Annotated in this window: 17 protein-coding genes; 2 read left to right on the top strand and 15 right to left on the bottom strand. The window is 35.5% G+C overall.

Going from position 1 to position 18,573, the window contains the following annotated elements:
* Positions 1 to 30: 30 nt before the first annotated feature.
* The 11 genes from ACIQZA_RS17180 to ACIQZA_RS17130 all read right to left on the bottom strand — a co-directional run bounded on the left by ACIQZA_RS17180 (position 31) and on the right by ACIQZA_RS17130 (position 12,020).
* The gene (locus tag ACIQZA_RS17180) at positions 31 to 2,004 is read right to left on the bottom strand and encodes an ABC transporter permease (RefSeq protein WP_402884022.1); all 1,974 of its coding nucleotides are present in this window, start codon (positions 2,002 to 2,004) and stop codon (positions 31 to 33) included.
* A gap of 2 nt (positions 2,005 to 2,006) precedes the next feature.
* Positions 2,007 to 2,714 (bottom strand): ABC transporter ATP-binding protein, encoded by a 708-nt coding sequence (locus ACIQZA_RS17175; protein ID WP_400934960.1) that lies wholly within the window; start codon positions 2,712 to 2,714, stop codon positions 2,007 to 2,009.
* A 26-nt stretch (positions 2,715 to 2,740) separates the two neighbouring features.
* Positions 2,741 to 2,932 (bottom strand): hypothetical protein, encoded by a 192-nt coding sequence (locus ACIQZA_RS17170; RefSeq protein ID WP_402884020.1) that lies wholly within the window; start codon positions 2,930 to 2,932, stop codon positions 2,741 to 2,743.
* Between the two features lie 1,002 nt (positions 2,933 to 3,934).
* On the bottom strand, positions 3,935 to 4,531 hold the full coding sequence (locus ACIQZA_RS17165) for a protein kinase (RefSeq protein ID WP_400934957.1): 597 nt from the start codon (positions 4,529 to 4,531) through the stop codon (positions 3,935 to 3,937).
* 287 nt (positions 4,532 to 4,818) lie between these two features.
* Entirely contained in the window at positions 4,819 to 5,283 is a 465-nt protein-coding gene (locus ACIQZA_RS17160; protein ID WP_402884019.1) for a GNAT family N-acetyltransferase, read from the bottom strand.
* A 204-nt stretch (positions 5,284 to 5,487) separates the two neighbouring features.
* Entirely contained in the window at positions 5,488 to 5,913 is a 426-nt protein-coding gene (locus tag ACIQZA_RS17155; RefSeq protein WP_400934954.1) for a MaoC family dehydratase, read from the bottom strand.
* Positions 5,914 to 6,620: 707 nt separating this feature from the next.
* Entirely contained in the window at positions 6,621 to 6,998 is a 378-nt protein-coding gene (locus ACIQZA_RS17150; protein ID WP_400934952.1) for a CPBP family intramembrane glutamic endopeptidase, read from the bottom strand.
* Positions 6,999 to 7,236: 238 nt separating this feature from the next.
* On the bottom strand, positions 7,237 to 8,280 hold the full coding sequence (locus tag ACIQZA_RS17145; protein WP_400934950.1) for a phosphotransferase family protein: 1,044 nt from the start codon (positions 8,278 to 8,280) through the stop codon (positions 7,237 to 7,239).
* A gap of 12 nt (positions 8,281 to 8,292) precedes the next feature.
* The gene (locus ACIQZA_RS17140) at positions 8,293 to 9,069 is read right to left on the bottom strand and encodes an SDR family oxidoreductase (protein ID WP_402884017.1); all 777 of its coding nucleotides are present in this window, start codon (positions 9,067 to 9,069) and stop codon (positions 8,293 to 8,295) included.
* The gene (locus ACIQZA_RS17135) at positions 9,066 to 10,301 is read right to left on the bottom strand and encodes an acyl-CoA dehydrogenase family protein (protein WP_400934948.1); all 1,236 of its coding nucleotides are present in this window, start codon (positions 10,299 to 10,301) and stop codon (positions 9,066 to 9,068) included. The genes ACIQZA_RS17140 and ACIQZA_RS17135 overlap by 4 nt, the downstream gene beginning before the upstream one ends.
* Before the next feature lie 831 nt (positions 10,302 to 11,132).
* The gene (locus tag ACIQZA_RS17130; protein ID WP_400934945.1) at positions 11,133 to 12,020 is read right to left on the bottom strand and encodes a LysR family transcriptional regulator; all 888 of its coding nucleotides are present in this window, start codon (positions 12,018 to 12,020) and stop codon (positions 11,133 to 11,135) included.
* Positions 12,021 to 12,160: 140 nt separating this feature from the next.
* Here ACIQZA_RS17130 and hutG point away from each other — a divergent pair, with 140 nt between their 5' ends.
* Positions 12,161 to 13,117 carry a formimidoylglutamase gene (gene hutG, locus ACIQZA_RS17125; RefSeq protein ID WP_402884016.1) on the top strand — a complete coding sequence of 319 codons (957 nt, stop codon included), beginning with the start codon at positions 12,161 to 12,163 and terminating at the stop codon, positions 13,115 to 13,117.
* Between the two features lie 5 nt (positions 13,118 to 13,122).
* Positions 13,123 to 14,307 (top strand): sodium/glutamate symporter, encoded by a 1,185-nt coding sequence (gene gltS, locus ACIQZA_RS17120; RefSeq protein ID WP_400934942.1) that lies wholly within the window; start codon positions 13,123 to 13,125, stop codon positions 14,305 to 14,307.
* A gap of 71 nt (positions 14,308 to 14,378) precedes the next feature.
* Here gltS and ACIQZA_RS17115 read toward each other — a convergent pair whose 3' ends face one another.
* From ACIQZA_RS17115 to ACIQZA_RS17100, 4 genes are all read right to left on the bottom strand, one after another.
* Positions 14,379 to 14,891: a GNAT family N-acetyltransferase gene (locus ACIQZA_RS17115; protein ID WP_402884013.1), complete on the bottom strand. Its 513-nt coding sequence runs from the start codon at positions 14,889 to 14,891 to the stop codon at positions 14,379 to 14,381.
* A gap of 220 nt (positions 14,892 to 15,111) precedes the next feature.
* On the bottom strand, positions 15,112 to 16,377 hold the full coding sequence (locus ACIQZA_RS17110; RefSeq protein ID WP_402884012.1) for a polysaccharide deacetylase family protein: 1,266 nt from the start codon (positions 16,375 to 16,377) through the stop codon (positions 15,112 to 15,114).
* Between the two features lie 468 nt (positions 16,378 to 16,845).
* Positions 16,846 to 17,685: a D-alanyl-D-alanine carboxypeptidase family protein gene (locus ACIQZA_RS17105; protein WP_402884010.1), complete on the bottom strand. Its 840-nt coding sequence runs from the start codon at positions 17,683 to 17,685 to the stop codon at positions 16,846 to 16,848.
* A gap of 237 nt (positions 17,686 to 17,922) precedes the next feature.
* Complete coding sequence (locus ACIQZA_RS17100) at positions 17,923 to 18,534, bottom strand: histidine phosphatase family protein (RefSeq protein ID WP_400934936.1); 612 nt, start codon at positions 18,532 to 18,534, stop codon at positions 17,923 to 17,925.
* Positions 18,535 to 18,573 lie beyond the last annotated feature (39 nt).

Genomic DNA, 18,573 nt, shown 5'->3' with positions numbered 1-18,573 from the left:
TGACTATAATAAATAGCCAGGCCTTTGTTATTATTCTTCTCTTATCGTATTTATAATATTATCCCGGCTAATTCTTCTCAGCGGTAGCAGCACAGATAAATAACTGATTACCAAAGCTGCAACAAATGTAATAAAACAAGCAATATAAGGAATCGACCATTCTGCTTTCAAGAAACCGGAAGTAGCATTATACGTAATAATATATGAAAGTATACAACCGAAAAATATACCTTGCAAGCTTCCAGAAAAACCGTAAATCAGTGCTTCATAAGTAATCATTTTTTTCAAATCCTTTTGGGACATACCTATGGATTTTAGTGCAGCCAGTTCTTTTCGCCTAACCAAGATGCTTATAGTAATCGTATTGAAGATATTTAAACTACCGATTAAAGAAATGACCACAATAAAAGCATAGACAAGAACTTTGATGATGAGAACATCTTCATTTTTGGCTTTATTCTCTTCAAAGTTATTGACCACTATAATGGAGTGTTTTTTTCCAATAGTCTTCTGGATGTCTTCAACAGTCGCTAGGGATTGAGTTGTATCCTTCAATTCAATTTTAAAACTTAAGTCTTGTTCGGAAACCTCGGATACATTTTTAATCAACTTTAAATGTTCTAAAACTTCCAGATTCTTAGAAGAAACATTATTTTCTTCTTGTAGATAGATTGTAAGATCCGATTCGGACGGAACGTTTACAAGTTTGGATGATAATGCGATGTTCATTAAAGATGAAAAAGTAATAAACAATACACTACTTATAATGATCGATAAAATAGTAACGACATAACGATTTTTATTTCTTTTTACATTTTTAATAGCCATACTTAATGGGAATGAAAAAGGTTTTCTTAGCACCTTATTATTTTGTTTTTTGATTCTCTCTTTTTTTATTGACAATCTACTGCTAATTGCCAACAATGGTGATATTCTGCTTGCAAAAAAAGCAGGGAAATAACTGGATACTAATACAGTTATCAGCGTAAGAATCGAACTAATCAATAATATCTGCCAATCGATATTGAATACATCTGGACCATCTTCTAATAAAATCAAGAAAATGGTTTGGAGAATAGCAAGCGCCAATAAGCTGCATATAATGCCAATTGGTATAGCTATGACAGCTAACACAAAAGCTTCTTTCATAACAATTTGTCGAATTTGTTTTCGTGTAGCACCGATACTTCTCAACAATCCGAACTGCTTCATTCGTTCTACGACACTGATTTGAAAAGTGTTGTAAATAACAATAATTGTCATAATTACAACAATGCTAATTACAACTACTAGAATAGCCAAAATCGATTGATCCGATTCCGGTTTCAAAGCTCGAATCAAATCAGTATTAATAGCAATGTTATTGTCTTCTTTAATTGAGTTTAATTCGTCTAAAACCTCGTTAAAGTCTGCCTTCTGGTTAATTTCTATTAATATTCTTCCCTCTCCAATAGCAAACTCACTTTTATACGTTAATAATCGCCCCATTTTATCTTTCTGTGTAGAATCATTATTTTTCAGTAAACCTACCAGTTGATATGTTTTTCCATCCAGTTCAAATGAATCACCTAATTGAAGATCTTTTTTTATAGAAGGAATTAACCAGGAATCGATAGCTGCCTCATGAGCATTGGTTGGTAATTTTCCATCCAGTAGACTGTAGGTTAGAAAGTTTAAAGCGTGATGATCCGCGAAATTCATTTGCACAGAAACCTCTCCAAGTGGAAAGCTGTCCCCTTCAGACATTAAACCAAACGATTCAATTTGGGGATTAAATCTGATTTTATTTAATATCTCTTCATCGTAATCTGAAATACCAACATGAAAAGAAACACCGTTTAATTTCTTAATGTTCTCAATTAGAGAGAGTTGAGATCCTTTCATATACAGACCAATAGTAGAAATTAACGCTACGGAAAGTACGATTCCAATTACGGTCAAAATCGTTCTTTTCATATTCCCCTTTAAATACCTGCTACCTAATTGTTTATAACTGTTGATCAAATTCATTCATCCCCAGTCTTTGGTTCTTTTGTAGCTAGCCGTTTATCTGAAATGATTTCGCCGTCTTGTATTGTGATGATCCGATCAGAAGCCGATGAAATATTTAGATCATGAGTAATCATTACAATGGTCTGATTGTATTTTTTCGCCGTGAGTCTTAATAAATCCATAACTTCTTTCGTATTTCGAGTATCTAGATTACCAGTAGGCTCATCAGCAAGTATCAAATGCGGACGATTAATAAGCGCCCTGCCGATTGAAACCCGTTGCTGTTGCCCTCCAGATAGTTCGGAAGGTAAGTGATCCTTACGGTCTTGAAGCCCCAGGATATTAATAATTTCATTTAAATACTCCCTATCTATAGATTCACTATCCAATAGCGTAGGTAAAGCAATATTTTCTTGGACATTTAATACTGGTATCAAATTGAAGAATTGAAAAATGAACCCAACTTTTCTTCTTCTGAATACTGAAAGTTCATTATCTGAATATTTATAAATATCATTATCCCCAATGAATACCTTCCCAGAACTAGGGCGATCCAATCCACCTAAAATATGTAGCAGTGTACTTTTTCCAGAACCAGAAGCACCGACGATTGAGACAAACTCGCCTTGCTGAATAGAAAGATCAATTCCTTTTAATGCATCTACCCTGTTATTGCCTTCCCCATAACTTTTCACTATATTCTCCATACGTACAACTTCCATATAAACCAACCTCTCTTCATTAAAACTCAATCTTGTATGTCTACAAAATTCACTTTGTCTTTGCTATCTGGATAAGCTTTCTTAATTGTTCCAAAAATTCTCTCTACTTCTTCTTTATCTTTATAATCAAATTTATTAGCCATTGGAAGCAGTGTAATAAAGGAATCTGGTTCAGTTAACTCATCATAATTTTGGTCATCTAGAATAACAAAATCCATTGGGCTATATCCGTGATTCTTAACATAATGTACAGGTATCATTTGTCCATTCAAATCTATCTGGCAATCTACCAAATCATAATCACATATAGAATAGAACAAATTTAGTGAACCAGATTATTCTTTAATTTCATGAACAGGGTCTGAAATGGTAGACACACTGTCTGGTTCTTTTCTTGCTCTAATAATTCCTTTCCTAATAAATTGTTCAAGCTGTATAATAACAATATATTTTCTTTTGATACACTTTTTTTGTTACTACGAACTTCGCTTTGTCATCAACAGTTCGTTCGCTTTTATATTTATAGTCCTGCTTAACTTTATTCACATCTTTTTCCGTGCCGATAACTAATATTCCATTGGCCGGTTGTGGTGGAACGTTTTACTCCGAATCCTATGCCTATAAAACTTTCTTCCCCTTCTTTACTTGATGTCTAAATTATAGACTAGATATTCTTTATATTTGAATAACTGTTATCTAACTACTTATTTTCTATTCTTACTCATTTGTAAGAATAGCTACTTTTTCATGTGTTAGGAAATGGAAATATACTTACTGCAGGAGGAATTAGGATTGAAAGCGCTTTTGTAGATGTTAACAACCTTTGAAGCTAGAAAGTATTCCTATTATCCAAACATAAAAGGATATTTCTTATAGTTTTTATTAGGTCTTTATAATTCACTACCAATCAAAAAACATAAAAAAAAAGACTAGCTTGGCCAGTCTTCTTCAATTATGCAGCTATTGGATTGACAACACACGCACGTTTATTGTCAATCCTTTTATAATCCAAGTCTATTAATTTACAGGTAGCTGTTGCAACTTAACTTAGCTCAATAAGAAAAGCTCCTTTGACGTAGGCTTGATCTTAAACTCTTGTGCCCGTTAGCCATCCATGTCGTGTAAATTAACACTACACCACAGAAAATGTAAGATAATTACGTTCTTTCATGGGCGTTTAAGTACAATATTTCACAAACTTTCCGACATACTGATTCTCCTTATTCCTTACCACAATCATAACAACGTTTGTCTTTGTCATCGTCTCCGTACATACGTAGTTCATTTTCTAATCCACAAACGATGCAAAAGTCAAAATGTATTTGCGGAAGTATGCCCTCTTCTGCTAATGGAACCCACTCTTTCTCATATAATTTCTTTGTCATACCATAATCGATAAAAACAAGTTTACCATCATTGTTTAAACCGTAATTACTACTGTCTATTAAATCAAAGCAGTCGAAGTTTTTATCTAATATTTCTAAAACCTCATCCAACAAATTAGGGATCAAGCGTCGGTTTTCTTCAACTTTCACCTCATAGGACTGATTATTCTTTAGTTCTAAAGGTTTGCAATATTTTTGTACAGATATGAATTCATCAACATAGTATGTCTGGGCGAATAACCGGTCGAAATCTTTATCAGCCATTGAAGTATAAATTTCTAATTCATTTTTTGATTGTTTATAACCGATTGGATGCAAATGCACTTTTATTACATAATCCAAAACTCTATATACTTTTCTTGTAGAACCTATGCCAACAAAATTTTCATCTCTACAATACTGATTCCAATTTTGAATTATTTGTTTAATCATTGTTTTCCCTCCTTACACAACTAAAAACTTAACTGTATATAAATTCAATACTTTGTTACTTTTGCCCGCTTAAAGTAACCTACTTCGGTAGTTCAATAAGAAAAAAAGAGCTGCCTATGCAACTCAATGATCTTCACGGAAAGCCTCCGTTAGCCATCCATGAACCGCAAAATTCAGCTCTTCACCACAGAAATAAAAGATGATTAAGTTCTTTCCTGGGAGTTTAAGAAGAACAGCGACGCTTATTAAACAATCGTGCCCTATAATTGAACAAAGGAACTTTTAAATTAGCATTCATAAGCCATTCTTAGAAATTCATATGTACTGCCATTTGTATCTTGCATAAATGTATCAATATCTTTAAACCCAACTTTTCTATATACTTTTATCGCTCTTTGATTAAAAGTTGCCACTGATAATATAATTTTATCTGGTGTAAATCTTGATTGGACAAAATCAATACCTGCATTTAGAAATTCTAACCCTCTACCATCGCCAGTCAAATCTGGTCTCATTCCTAAACCTATATCATAAATATTAGAAGCTACTTTGTTAACACTGAAGAAACCAATGATTTCATCCTTCTTCAAAACTGCAAACATTGAGGTACCTCTTGTTTCTGGGTTTAAAAATTCAGCTAAATCTTCTTCATCAGCTTCTATATCATAAAAAGAATATTCTCCATCATAGTGCCAATTATGTGCAATATCCTCAGCTTGTTCCTGAGTCATAATCTTAAACTTATAAGTCATAAATATCCCCTCTCGCTTTCATCCCCATGTTCCACTATTCTGCCTGTTTGCTTAATACCAATCATCTCAAATATTCCCATTTTCAGCAATGTTGATCTTCAACAATCTGGCCCTATTATTGAAAAAGGGACAATTCCACTTAAGAATTGTCCCCTTTAATTGAAATACTATTAACTGGTGGTGTTCAATAATTTAAAATAACCTTCATCGCTTTATCAATGCAGATAATTCGCCCTCAAAAACTTTTTCTTCCTTATCATTAAAAGTAGATAACAATACCGTTAGGATACCCATTTCATTCTTTGTTGCTTTCTTATCAATAACCTTTACAATGATATGTAGTTCATCATCAGGATACACCGGCTTTATAAATCTAATATTATTCATTCTTGTTCCTGCAATAACATCCTCACTATATTTACCTTCTTCAACCCATAGCTTAAATGAAATAGCTAGTGTATGTATCCCAGAAGCAATGATTCCATTAAATCTTCCCTGATTTGCTTTTTCCTCATCTAAATGCATATATTGGGGGTCAAACTCACCTGCAAACCTCATAATATCCTCTTTTGTTAATTTGTATGGTTTAGTTTCGAACACATCTCCAATTGTAAATTCATCTAACTTCATAAAAACACCTCTTAAATATTAATTAACACGATTACTTAATCTATTCTAACACCTACTATTAATGGTTAGTATTACTTTTTCCTACCTCAAGAAACCTGATCGTTGACTTAAGTACATCTTCACAAGCTTTCATAAATCTTAACTTAAACATCTATTTTCTTTTAATGTGTTATTCAATTAAATGGCCCGTTTGCTTTACAGGTAATGGGAGATTTTTTTCTTCTTTACGAAAATTAAATTTAAACAAAATATAATCAACCTTCTAAAGTTTGGAAATAATTACTTATAGAAAACAAGGCTATACATCGTTAAGCTTTCAGAGATACATAACTCTAGGAAGTTGATTGTTTAGTAGCTATTCTTACTTTAAGCAAAACAGGGTTGATTCTATCACAATTTTGTAGGTCAAACCCTGTTAGACTCCCAAAATCCAATTTTTTAGTGAGTTCAGTATTAATTGTTGGTATTCATCTAGAAACCGCAAAGATAAAAAACTAAAAACTATAGACTTAAACCCAATCATAATTAAAAAGTTATAGCAAAAGGAGTTTATTAAATGATATGTGAATTTCAACAAATATTTAAAAAGGATTGGGAAAAAAATAGCGATGATTCCATCAAAAACTTGTGGGATCATTGCTGTTATAATTTGAGCATTTCGTGAATCGTATCGTTAGTTGAAGAAAGTTAATAATGTATTTTCTTTTCTAAATAATAGTGACAAAAAAATTATGAAGAGCATGCAATATAATAACTGACCATAATGAGCCAGTCTTTTTGTATACGAGCACAAAGAGTAAGCCTAAAATAAAAACATATACATGCGTCCCAAAATGAAAGAATTTTTCATTGTAAATCCAAACTGGATAGTGTATTACTAAAAATAATAAAGCAGTCATAACATTTGCTTTCCAAAAAGCCATTTTTTTATTAATCTCTTGTAAAATTAATCCCCTAAAAACAATTTCTTCTGCATTCCCAGCCATTAAAAAACCATTTAGATAATCATCAATAGATAATGAAAATTGAAATGATTGTTGATTAATCATATAAGTTTCAAAAGCAAAATATAAGCCAACTAACAATGCAAGAACTACTCCCCAAAATAAACCCATCCTAACATTAACGTTCATTCTTAAGAAGTCAAATGGGTAAGTATGTAAATAGTATTTTATGTATAACCACGCCTAAAATTCATTTCTTATTTTGGTAGGGAAGGATCCTACCTTATATAATTTGACACCTTAATTTCATTGACAGAAAAAGGTTTTAACAACATGAAATGACGGCTGCTTTACAAGCAACCGTCATTTTCACCATAGTTTATAGTGCCTTGGAAGCCTGATGAATTAGTGCAGCTACCATTTTATCCATTTGTGCAAAACGATCGTCCTTTGTTTGACCATTCACGTATCGATAATAGATTTGCTGACATATTACAGCTAATTTAAAGTAAGCAAATGTAATATAATAATCGATGGCTGAAACATCACGCCCGCTTTTCTCTGCATATCGATTAATGAATTCTTGACGTGTGTAAAACCCTGGTAAAGTCGTTATTGGCGGTTCTCCAAATGCGTATAGTAGCATTTTTGGGTCATCTGCATGCATCCAATAGCTCATGGCTACACCTAAATCTGCTAATGGATCCCCTACAGTTGTCATCTCCAAATCAAAAAGACCAATCATCTCTGAGTAATCGCTAGTAAACATGGCGTTATTAAGCTTGTAATCATAATGAATAATGGTTGCTTCATGATTAGAAGGTACTCGATTCTTTAACCACTTTGTCAATGTCGCTACTTCAGCATGCTCTGCCGTTTTCGCTTTGTCATAGCGCTCAATCCATCCATGTACCTGCCGTTCCATAAACCCTTCTGGCTTTACCATGTCCTTTAGCTTCGTTTCCTTATATGGTATTGCATGAAGAGCAACAAGTGAATCAACCATCTTTTCTGATATGAGCCGTCCTAAATCCTCCGTATTTTCAGTTCCAGGTGCAAAATGAGTATCGAGTACGATACCCTTTTTGCGTTCCATTAAAAAGAAATCACTACCGATAATTTCTCGATCTTCAACGTAAACATAAGGTTTTGGTACAGCAGATAAAAATGGATGTAATGCAGATATAATCGTAAACTCACGTTTCATGTCATGTGCTTTTTTAGCGACTGGTCCGTGTGGAGGTCGACGAAGAACAACTTCAAATTCGCCTACTTTTAGGCAATAAGTCAAATTTGAATGTCCGGCACTAAACTGTGAAATTTCTAGCTTTCCTTCTGGTAACTCTGGAAATTGGCTCTTTAGAAATGAATGCAATTTCACTTCATCAATACGTTCACTTGCCCTTACTTGTATCGTATCCATTGTACCCCTCCCTTAAATGATTGAACTCATACCGCCATCTACAACTATGACGTCCCCCGTAATATAATCTGAGGCAGCCGCGGCTAAAAATAATGCAACACCTTTTAGGTCATTTTCAGTTCCTAAACGTTTTAACGGCGTCACGCTCATTAAATAATCTTGTCCGCGCTCAATTAAGACTTTTGACATTTTTGTTGGGAAAAATCCTGGGGCAATCGCATTTACATTGACGCCATATGGCCCCCATTTTACGGCTAAATCTTTTGTTAGAGTAATGACCGCACCTTTACTTGCGTTATAGCCAATTGTATCCATGAAATCAGGTAATGTACCACCCAGCCCTGCAACCGAAGCGATATTGATAATTTTTCCGCTCTTTTGTTCTAGCATTATTTTACCAACAGCCTGAGTCATTAAAAATGTACCATTAACGTTAACATCGAAGACTTTTTGCCAAGCCTCAAATGGCATTTCAACAGCAGGAGTACCCCAAGACGCCCCACTGTTATTGACTAAAATATCAATCTTGCCGAATGTTTCAAGCGTTTTTGACACTACATTCGCGATATCCTCTGGCTTTGTCACATCACAAGCAAGAGCTAATGTTTGTACACCTAATTCAGCTAATTCTACAGCTACCTCTTCGCATGCCTCGACCTTTCTTGAGCACAGTACAATATTGGCACCAGCTTCGGCAAAGCCTTGTGCAATTTGGGCTCCAAGACCGCGTCCTCCCCCCGTTATGATGGCCGTTTTCCCCTTTAAGCTAAATAAGTCTAGTACCGTCATTTAACCAGCTCCTCTTGCTTTTTAGCATGCTTTTTCAACTCCAGCTTGGCAACCGTGTTACGATGCACTTCATCCGGTCCATCTGCTAATCGTAATGTTCGAGAATTAGCCCACTGTGCCGCAAGCGTCGTATCAGGTCCTACTCCAGCAGCACCGAATGCTTGAATTGCTCGGTCAATAACTCGCAATGCCATATTTGGCGCCACTACTTTAATCATCGCAATTTCTGCCTTCGCTTCTTTATTTCCTACTGTGTCCATCATGTACGCTGCCTTTAGCGTTAAGAGTCTTGCCTGCTCAATATCGATACGGGACTCCGCAATACGCTCGCGCATCACACCTTGGTCTGCGAGTGGTCGATGGAAAGCATGTCGCTCCTGAACACGAACGCACATTTCCTCTAATGCACGTTCAGCGGCTCCAATAAGACGCATACAATGATGGATACGACCTGGCCCTAAACGACCTTGCGCAATCGCGAAGCCTTTTCCTTCTCCCCACAAAATATTTTCAACTGGTACTCGAACATTAGTAAACGTCACCTCACCGTGTCCTTCTGGTGCGTGATCATAGCCAAATGCCGTAAGCATACGCTCTATTTTCACTCCTGGTGTATCCATCGGCACTAAAATCATCGACTGTTGCTCATGGATAGGTGCTGTAGACTCTTTATGTTTCCCCATAAAAATAGCGATTTTACAGCGAGGATCGCCAGCTCCTGTCGTCCACCACTTATGTCCATTTAAAATATAATAATCGCCATCACGTTCAATACTTGCCTCGATGTTAGTTGCATCACTAGACGCGACTGCAGGCTCAGTCATTGCAAAGCAGGAACGTATTTCTCCACGTAATAACGGTTCTAGCCACTGCTTCTTCTGCTGTTCTGAGCCGTAACGCACAAGCACCTCCATATTTCCCGTATCTGGCGCATTGCAATTAAACACTTCAGGAGCAAGTAAAGAGCGTCCCATAATTTCACATAAAGGTGCATATTCTAAGTTCGTCAAACCTGCACCATATTCGCTATCTGGCAAAAATAAATTCCATAGGCCCGCTTCTTTTGCTTTGTGCTTTAATTCCTCCATAATTGGTGGGATCGCTCCCCAACGATCTTCCATTGCTTCTACCTGTGCAGCAAACACGGCCTCATTTGGATAAATGTACTGCTCCATAAAATTTGTCAGCTTCTCTTGTAATTCGACTACTTTTTCACTATAAGAAAAATTCATAAAAAAGCCCCCTTTATTTGAACATCAAAATGACAAATGAATGAATATTCATTTTTATTCTTACATTAAATGTTACCGCTATATTTCTTGTAAATCAATGTCTATTAAACAAAAATTTGAATTATAGAGAAAATTCATACTTAAGGCAGTGTTTTTAGGGATAGAAAATCTCATTACAATAAAAAAATACAAGTTAAAACACTATTTTGCCATAATATGTATCTTTAAATCAGAATAGCGTCGATTGAGTTTATTTCGCAATGTGCACTTCATCAAAAAAAAGAGTAACTTTTCATTCATTGAAGTTACTCATCTCACTTAATTTAATCTTTAACTTTATTTTTGTGTCCATTAGCTAATTTCATAGCGAAAAACTAAGGGATTAAAATTAAGATACTCACAATTACTAATATAACCACTATCCCATCCTGCCCCTAGCGTGTCTTCCATCCTACCGATAAAGTAAAAGGACATAACTGCCGATACAATATTGCCGATAATAAAAGGAATTGAGTTCCCAAGAAAAGCAAGAAGTGAAGTCACTACAATGATCAATAAGTAGCTGAGCATTGATCGGTTAGCAAAATCTTGGTACATTGAAAAATAAACAAAAGGAAAACAGTATAAACAGACTATTAGAATACCAATTACTATTTTTCTCATATTGTCACCTTTCATATATATTTTGAATTCACGCAGAAACATAGATCAACCCAAAACTATTTTAGGTTATCAACGTTCTACAATCATTTTTCTTTTAGTTTCATTTTTAACATAATCCAAGAATAGGATTACTTTTTTTCAACCGTGGTCATTTAAGCTTTCAATATTCTAAAGTTTTTTGCCTATCTCCATAATATCAGTAAGCAATTCACGAATAGCCAAAGGTAAATGGCGATTTTTTAAGTACACCACATAAACATTTCGTCGTAAATTGGGGCAATCTACTTCTTTTTGTACAATAGTTTTAGCTGTAGGACCTTTTAAATAATTTTCTGGTAGAATGGTAACGCCTAAATTTTCACGAACGAGAGATACAGCCGTTTCAAAGCGTTCAATTTCAAATTGGATATTAATGTTTTTTCCAGCCTTTTCAAATGCATCTAAAATGTCATGTCTCGTTTGAAAGCCCCCTGTACTAATAATAAAAGGCTCTTCACTTAAATCTGCGATCGTCAACTTCTCTTTCTTCGTTAATGGGTGATTTAAAGGTAAAACGGCTACAAGTCGCTCTTCATATAAGCAGTTAACTTCGAGCTCTTCATCATCCATTATCTGATTTGTAATAATTAAATGTGTTTTATAGCTTTTAAGTGATTTTTCAACACGCTTACTCCCTAAAATATCTACTAGATGAATCATCATTTCTGGATATTCTTTTTTATACTCTGTAATGACTTTGGGGAGCCAATGCTTAATCGATTCCATCACGCCTATCGTTATGTCACTTGTGCCACGTACAATAACCTCATCCATTTCTATTTTTAAAACTTCCATGTTTTTCAATATAACGTTTGCTCGTTCATATAAAAGCTCACCTGCTTCTGTTAATTGAAGATTTCTTGTATTCCTTTCAAGTAAAGGTGAGCCAATTTCTTGCTCTAATTTTTTAATAGCATTACTTAGAGAAGGCTGAGAAATATGCAGTTTTTCAGCTGCCTTCGAGAAATTCATTTGGTCCACAACTGCTAAAAAATATTGTAATTGTTTAAAATCCACAGCAACATCCCCCCACATTTATAGTTTTAAGCTATAGATTAATATTAATTATATATTAGCATTTATAATTATGTGAATATATAATTTATTCATAACAATATTTTCACTAGAATAATATTGGAAATGGGGTTGATGAAGATATGTATACAATGACAGATCAAAGACAATGGAAAGGCCGTATAGATTCAACGACTAATACGAGTAGTTTCCGTTTACATCAAAAAGTGGAAAGAATTCCGATTAACGATGTAAGCGCTTCAGATAATCAGCATGCCGGAATTGTGGGCTTTATATGTGATGAAGGTGTACGTCGTAATCAGGGGCGTGTAGGGGCAGCAAGTGCACCTAATGCTCTGCGTGAATCACTATCTAGCTTACCTTGGACATTTAATGATGAACAGCAAATTATAGATGTTGGTAACGTTCTTTGTCTTAACCACGCATTAGAAGAAGCACAACATGAGCTCGGCGAAATTGTCAAAACATTGCTAAATAAAAAAATACAATGTGTCGTGCTTGGCGGTGGACATGAAACATTATACGGGCATTATTTAGGCGTTCGTGCAGCGTTACCTAAAGATGCAAAAATCGGGATCGTCAACATCGATGCTCATTTCGATTTACGACCATACGATGAGCAACCATCTTCTGGTACAATGTTCCGGCAGATTTTAGAACAGGATGCGCTTGCCGATTACTTTGTTTTAGGTATACAACGTTTTGGCAATACAAAAGAACTATTTGATAAAGCCGATGAATTGCATGTGAATTATGTGTTAGAAGAAAATATGACGCCAAAAAATAAAGCGCAAATCATGTATGACCTTCAGCAATATATGGATAATCATGATTATATTCTCTTAACACTTTGTATGGATGTACTAAATGCTGCATTTGCACCGGGCGTTAGTGCTCCATCACCGTTTGGACTAGATCCAAAAACGGTACGTACGATACTTCAACAAGTAACTTCACATCCAAATACACATTCTTTTGATATTTGTGAGGTAAATCCTTCACTGGATGAGAATGGACGCACAGTTAAACTAGGTGCTTATTTTGTTTATGAAGCACTAAATCACTTACTTAGGAGATAAAGTTCATGATCGAAATTAATCAAATTACAACAGTATTTCTAGCAGTTGCACTATTCGCATTGGGCGGCTGGCTCATCAATAAAATCGGTTTTTTAAAGCGTTTTTGTATACCAGCACCTGTTGTTGGCGGCTTATTATTTGCCGCATTGGCCACTATTCTAAAGACAACTGGCGTATTAGAAGTTTCGCTTGATACGTCATTACAAAGCTTATTTATGATTACATTCTTCACAACAATTGGTTTAGGAGCAAGCTTTAAACTTGTAAAGCTTGGCGGAAAATTATTAATTATTTATTGGTTGGCTTGTGGTTTCCTAGCATTAATGCAAAATGTTATTGGTGTATCTCTTGCATCGCTCATGGGGATTCATCCATTAATCGGTATGATGGCTGGTGCTGTTTCTATGGAAGGTGGCCATGGTGCCGCTGCAGCATTTGGACAAACATTAGAAGACTTAGGTATTTCATCAGCCATGACAATCGGTGCGGCTGCGGCTACATGTGGTTTAGTAGCTGGTGGCTTAATCGGTGGTCCGATTGTAAAATACTTAGTTGGTAAATATAATTTAACGCCAAATGAGCAAGAAACAAAAGAAATTGATTTTGAAAATAAAAATGAACAAATTACATCCGATTCATTCTTTACACAAGTATTATTAATTACGTTCTGTATGGCTGTAGGGACATATGTTGGAACATTATTCTCAGAAGCTACTGGCTTCGTACTACCTGGCTATGTCGGTGCAATGTTTGTAGCTGTACTAGTGCGCAATATTATGGATAAAATAAAACCTGAAGCGATTAACATGAAAAGCATTTCTTTAATCGGCGATGTGACATTAGGTGTTTTCCTATCAATGGCGCTCATGAGTGTTAAATTATGGGAAATTGCTGATTTAGCACTGCCACTATTCATCATTGTTTTTGTACAAGTATTCTTCATTGTCTTATTTAGTATATTTGTCTTGTTTAAGATTCTTGGAAAAAATTACGATGCTGCGGTGATGGTTGCCGGTTTTGCTGGTCACGGTTTAGGGGCAACGCCAAATGCGATGGCCAATATGTCAGCAGTTGTCCAACGTTTCGGTCCATCTCAAAAAGCATTTCTTGTTGTACCAATTGTAGGAGCGTTTTTAATCGACGTCTTCGGTATTCCAATTATTATTACGACGATCAATTTATTTAAATAAAGGCTCTGTTAAAGTTTAATGTTTATTTCTGAAGGAAAATATGGGGGAACCTTTAAACTGAGGTTTCCCTGTTATAAATTTAGTTCGTATTGTATTAGTTGGCTGTTCATTCCAAAATATTCTTCATTCCCTACTCTACTTATTTCTTTAAATCCTATCTTTTCAAGCATTTTTCGTGAACGAACATTAGCTTCGTGTGTTTCTGCGTTAAAAGTTGTAATTCCTAATTTCTTTGTGGCAAACTCCATCATACATATGGCAGAATTAAATCCTATCCCTTTCCCCCACAGCCCATTTTCACCAATTGCAATACCTAATTCAGCAGTATTCCCTTTAATACAGGCTAAATCTGCATATCCAACTATTTTATCGTTAAACTCTATTCCCATTCGGATAAAATCTTCAGCTACATTGTTAACACATTTGAGCCACCATTTATATAGTTCTTCGGGACTTCTATTTAACTCCCATCCATTGGCTAAACAAAAAGAGTCATCCATACTCCATTTTAAGGCAGTTTCATAATCATATAGGGTTAAAGGTCTTATCTTTATGCATTGTGAAAGATTCTTATTAGTAGTCATTTCTATTCCTCCGAATCTTTAAATTGAATTTAGACAAACGTATGTAGCCATACCTTTAAGCGGTCTACACAAGGACGCAGACCTGTTCGTAGCTAATACCTCTGTGTTTAACATTTCCCTTTTTCAGGGTAATGAAATAGGTCTCGTCAACTTCATAAAATAAGTGGCCGTGCAATTGTCTTGATTGACAGATGCACGGCCCTTTCCATTCGCTTATTGATTATTGTAATATTTCACTAACAGTTACAAATTCGTAGCCTTGTTTTTGCAAGTATAGAATGACATTTTCTAAACCATTTGCTGTCGTTTGATGAATATCATGCATTAAAATAATGCTGCCATCTTTTGCTGACGCTTTCACATACGTTAATATTTTCTCAGCATTGCGATGCTTCCAATCTAGCGTATCGATTGACCATAGAATAGAAGGCATCGTCATGACAGAACGAACTTTATCATTCGTTGCACCATATGGTGGACGGAAAACCGTTGGATATTGACCGATTGCAGCATAAATAGCATTGTTAGTTCGATCAACCTCTTGTTTAACATTTGCTGTCGATAAGGCTGTTAACTTTGCATGGTCCCATGTATGATTGCCTATTTCATGGCCAGCCTCATAAATTTGCTTTACGACTGCTGAATTTTTAGAGACATTTTGCCCAACCATAAAAAATGTAGCCTTTGCATCATATTTCTTTAAAATTGCTAAAACTTGTGGGGTAACTTTTGCATCTGGCCCATCATCAAATGTTAATGCCACACGCTTTTTTTCCCCTTTCGCTACTGGTACACCTTTATTGTATACTTTGTTATCCGTTATTTGGATATTTGCTAGCTCTGAGGCTTTCACATAGCCCTTTTGTTCATCTGCTTCTACATAGGCCCAGCCTGCTAGCATTGTATATTGCTGAACGACTGTTTTATTGGCAAGTGTACCAAGAACCTCACCACTTGGGCTAGCAGTTAAATGAAGCACAGCGCCATTAGTAGCATTTACTCGTTTTTTTGTCGCAACAGGTTTCTTTAAAGAATTTGTTGCAACATAACCTGTTTGATGACCATATTGGATAAATGACCAACCTCCAGGTGCCGATCCATATACAAAGATAATACTATTTTCGTAAATCTGTCCGGCTTTTTGTGCACTTGGACTAGGGTATGTAAATAAAGTTGTTCCATCTTTTTTCGTCACTACATATTTTTCCGATTTAAGGCTTACTAATGCTGCCGTTTCTACATATCCCTCTAGCTGTTGCGTTTTAATTCGAGTCCATTCCTCACTTACTGGTGTGGCTGTTACATAACTACCCTTCGCTATTTGCCCGATTACGGTACTTTCTACGGAAGGTTCTACATAAACTGTTGTGTCATTAGCTACGGATTGAATAACTGGTGTACCCTCAGCATTTGCAGGAGTATTACCTACAAACATAAAACTGATTAAAAAAGTCAAAATAATTGCATAGGGTAAAAGTTTTTTCATTGTTCTACACCGCCCTTTTCATCACAGATGTCTTTTCTCATATGTTTTTTCCATAAAAGTATAGGATTCGACTCTAATTATAGAATAATAAATTATTCCAGGAAATAGTAGAAATCAACTAGTTTTTGTGAATAAAAATTTCTTATTAACGTTTTTGGTAGCTAGGATGAACGGCATATTATCAAATTGTTTACTGATGCTTTTCTAAAAAACTTTCACCTTTTCTTCATAAAAATTCCTCTGTGGTAGCACTGGCATTAGATGATGAAAACAATTGGCACGTAATACCTCCCCACTTAAATGAAAATGATCGATTGTTCCCCAAGTATGAATACTGCGTTAGCAATTTTGCCAACTTTCATTTGTCAAAGGCCCCAAGACGCCTTTATCAGGTACTTGAACAGTGCACCCTATAAATAAGACGATTGAAACGATAAAAAAGTTATACCTTTTTCATAATTTTTCCTCTTACAGCGCATCGTACGCTGTAAGAGCATCTTCAATATGGAATGGTGGTGTCCAAGCCTGCCCATTCGCATTCGTCGTCACGAAAATATATTGTTTTTCATCTTTTTCGATAATAGAGGCTAAGCAAAGACCTGCTTCAGGTGTGTAGCCCGTTTTTCCTCCCAATATTGCACCTTCCCCAACTGGTATTCTCGCTAATAGTGAGCTTGTTATCGTTAATTCATTTGGAACATGAGTCATATAACTTTTCGAAGTCAAAATTTGATAAAAGGTAGGATTTTTAATGGCATAACGAAATAGCTTACTTATATCACGGACACTGGAGACATGAGCAGGATCATGTAATCCGCTGGCATTGACAAAATAGGTATCGTTCAGTCCTAATTCCTGTGCTTTTTTATTCATTAATGTTACAAATGCTTCTTCACTACCTGCCATCGCATCCGCAAGTGTTCCTGTAGCATCCGCCCCAGAAGCAAGCAGTGTGCCATATAATAAATCCTCTATCGTTACAAAATCTCCTGCCTTAAAGCCCGCCATGGAAGCATTTTGAGCAGTAAATTTAGAAATCGTTTGTGGTTTAACAATGGTTTGCTTCTGCAAATCAGTAGTCATTTCAATGGCAACAATCGCTGTCATAATTTTCGTTAATGATGCAGGATAAATAATGTCATCTGCATTTTTTTCAAATAGTACTTCTCCTTTTTCATTCAGCAACAAAGCATTTTTACTATGCAACGAAGGTAGCTCTACTGGTGTTTGTTCCGTTGCTATGTTATTCGTATAATAAAAAAAGAATGCTGCCGCACATATAAAACAAAATAAGACAAATTTTTTCATAAAAAAAACGCCCCCCACACATTATAATAGGAGGCATTTATGATTATTCCTGTAGGAAATTTATGAAGAAATTCTTAAAGTTTGAATGATGAATTATGCTTTGGCATAATTGCGTCCGGAATCGGCTTTGTGCTTAGGCCTGCAGATGTTTTTTGCGCGAAAGCGAAGCGGTAGCAACGTGTTTTTTGCCTGGGTTCCTCTATTTCAGCGGATGTTTATACACCCGCTCCAAATAAGTTAAAAATCATCAAAATCTGAACATATTTTTGTTATTGTTTTATTCGTTAATTTAAAAAATACATCCTGAGATACTTCTAGCTTAAGTGTATCTTCCTTCATTAAATCTGCATATATTCCTCGTAAAATACGACCTGTTAGACCATGTGAAATAACGATCACTTTCGGTATATGTTGAATGTTTTCTAGCCAAGCACTTAGTCTGTTCACTACTGAGTCGTAAGCTTCTCCATTTGGCGCATTAAAATACCAATTATACACATCTATGTTATGAAAAAGATTGGGCCAAGAACTTTCAATTTCTTTCGTTGTTAATCCAGCCCATTGTCCCACAGCCACCTCAGTTAAACGATCTTCTTTAACAACATTCTTCAAATCATATCCAATTGTTTCACAAATTATTTCAGTGCTCTGCATAGCTCTGCCTAATGGACTCGAAAAAATTTTCCATTCATTTGGATCTCCAATTAAACTTTTTAGCATTAGAGCATTTTGTTGTACTTGATGTACACCCATTTCAGTTAATGGTGAATCGAGCTCTCCTTGATATCGCCCTTGTGTATTAAATTCAGTTTCACCATGTCGGAGTAAGTAAATCGTTTGGTTCTTCAATTTTGTTTCCCCCCCATAATTTCTCCCTAGTTATTACTA

The organism is Lysinibacillus sp. NPDC096382 (genome assembly GCF_044762845.1).
Classification (GTDB): Bacteria; Bacillota; Bacilli; order Bacillales_A; family Planococcaceae; genus Lysinibacillus.
This window is presented reverse-complemented; position numbering and strand designations above follow the sequence as displayed.

Excerpts from the sequence above, each read along its gene's own strand:
- ACIQZA_RS17175 (WP_400934960.1), bottom strand. The coding sequence starts at position 2,714 with ATGGAAGTTGTACGTATGGAGAATATAGTGAAAAGTTATGGGGAAGGC.
- ACIQZA_RS17170 (WP_402884020.1), bottom strand. The coding sequence starts at position 2,932 with ATGGATTTTGTTATTCTAGATGACCAAAATTATGATGAGTTAACTGAA.
- ACIQZA_RS17165 (WP_400934957.1), bottom strand. The coding sequence starts at position 4,531 with ATGATTAAACAAATAATTCAAAATTGGAATCAGTATTGTAGAGATGAA.
- ACIQZA_RS17160 (WP_402884019.1), bottom strand. The coding sequence starts at position 5,283 with ATGACTTATAAGTTTAAGATTATGACTCAGGAACAAGCTGAGGATATT.
- ACIQZA_RS17155 (WP_400934954.1), bottom strand. The coding sequence starts at position 5,913 with ATGAAGTTAGATGAATTTACAATTGGAGATGTGTTCGAAACTAAACCA.
- ACIQZA_RS17145 (WP_400934950.1), bottom strand. The coding sequence starts at position 8,280 with ATGGATACGATACAAGTAAGGGCAAGTGAACGTATTGATGAAGTGAAA.
- ACIQZA_RS17140 (WP_402884017.1), bottom strand. The coding sequence starts at position 9,069 with ATGACGGTACTAGACTTATTTAGCTTAAAGGGGAAAACGGCCATCATA.
- ACIQZA_RS17135 (WP_400934948.1), bottom strand. The coding sequence starts at position 10,301 with ATGAATTTTTCTTATAGTGAAAAAGTAGTCGAATTACAAGAGAAGCTG.
- hutG (WP_402884016.1), top strand. The coding sequence starts at position 12,161 with ATGTATACAATGACAGATCAAAGACAATGGAAAGGCCGTATAGATTCA.
- gltS (WP_400934942.1), top strand. The coding sequence starts at position 13,123 with ATGATCGAAATTAATCAAATTACAACAGTATTTCTAGCAGTTGCACTA.
- ACIQZA_RS17115 (WP_402884013.1), bottom strand. The coding sequence starts at position 14,891 with ATGACTACTAATAAGAATCTTTCACAATGCATAAAGATAAGACCTTTA.
- ACIQZA_RS17110 (WP_402884012.1), bottom strand. The coding sequence starts at position 16,377 with ATGAAAAAACTTTTACCCTATGCAATTATTTTGACTTTTTTAATCAGT.
- ACIQZA_RS17105 (WP_402884010.1), bottom strand. The coding sequence starts at position 17,685 with ATGAAAAAATTTGTCTTATTTTGTTTTATATGTGCGGCAGCATTCTTT.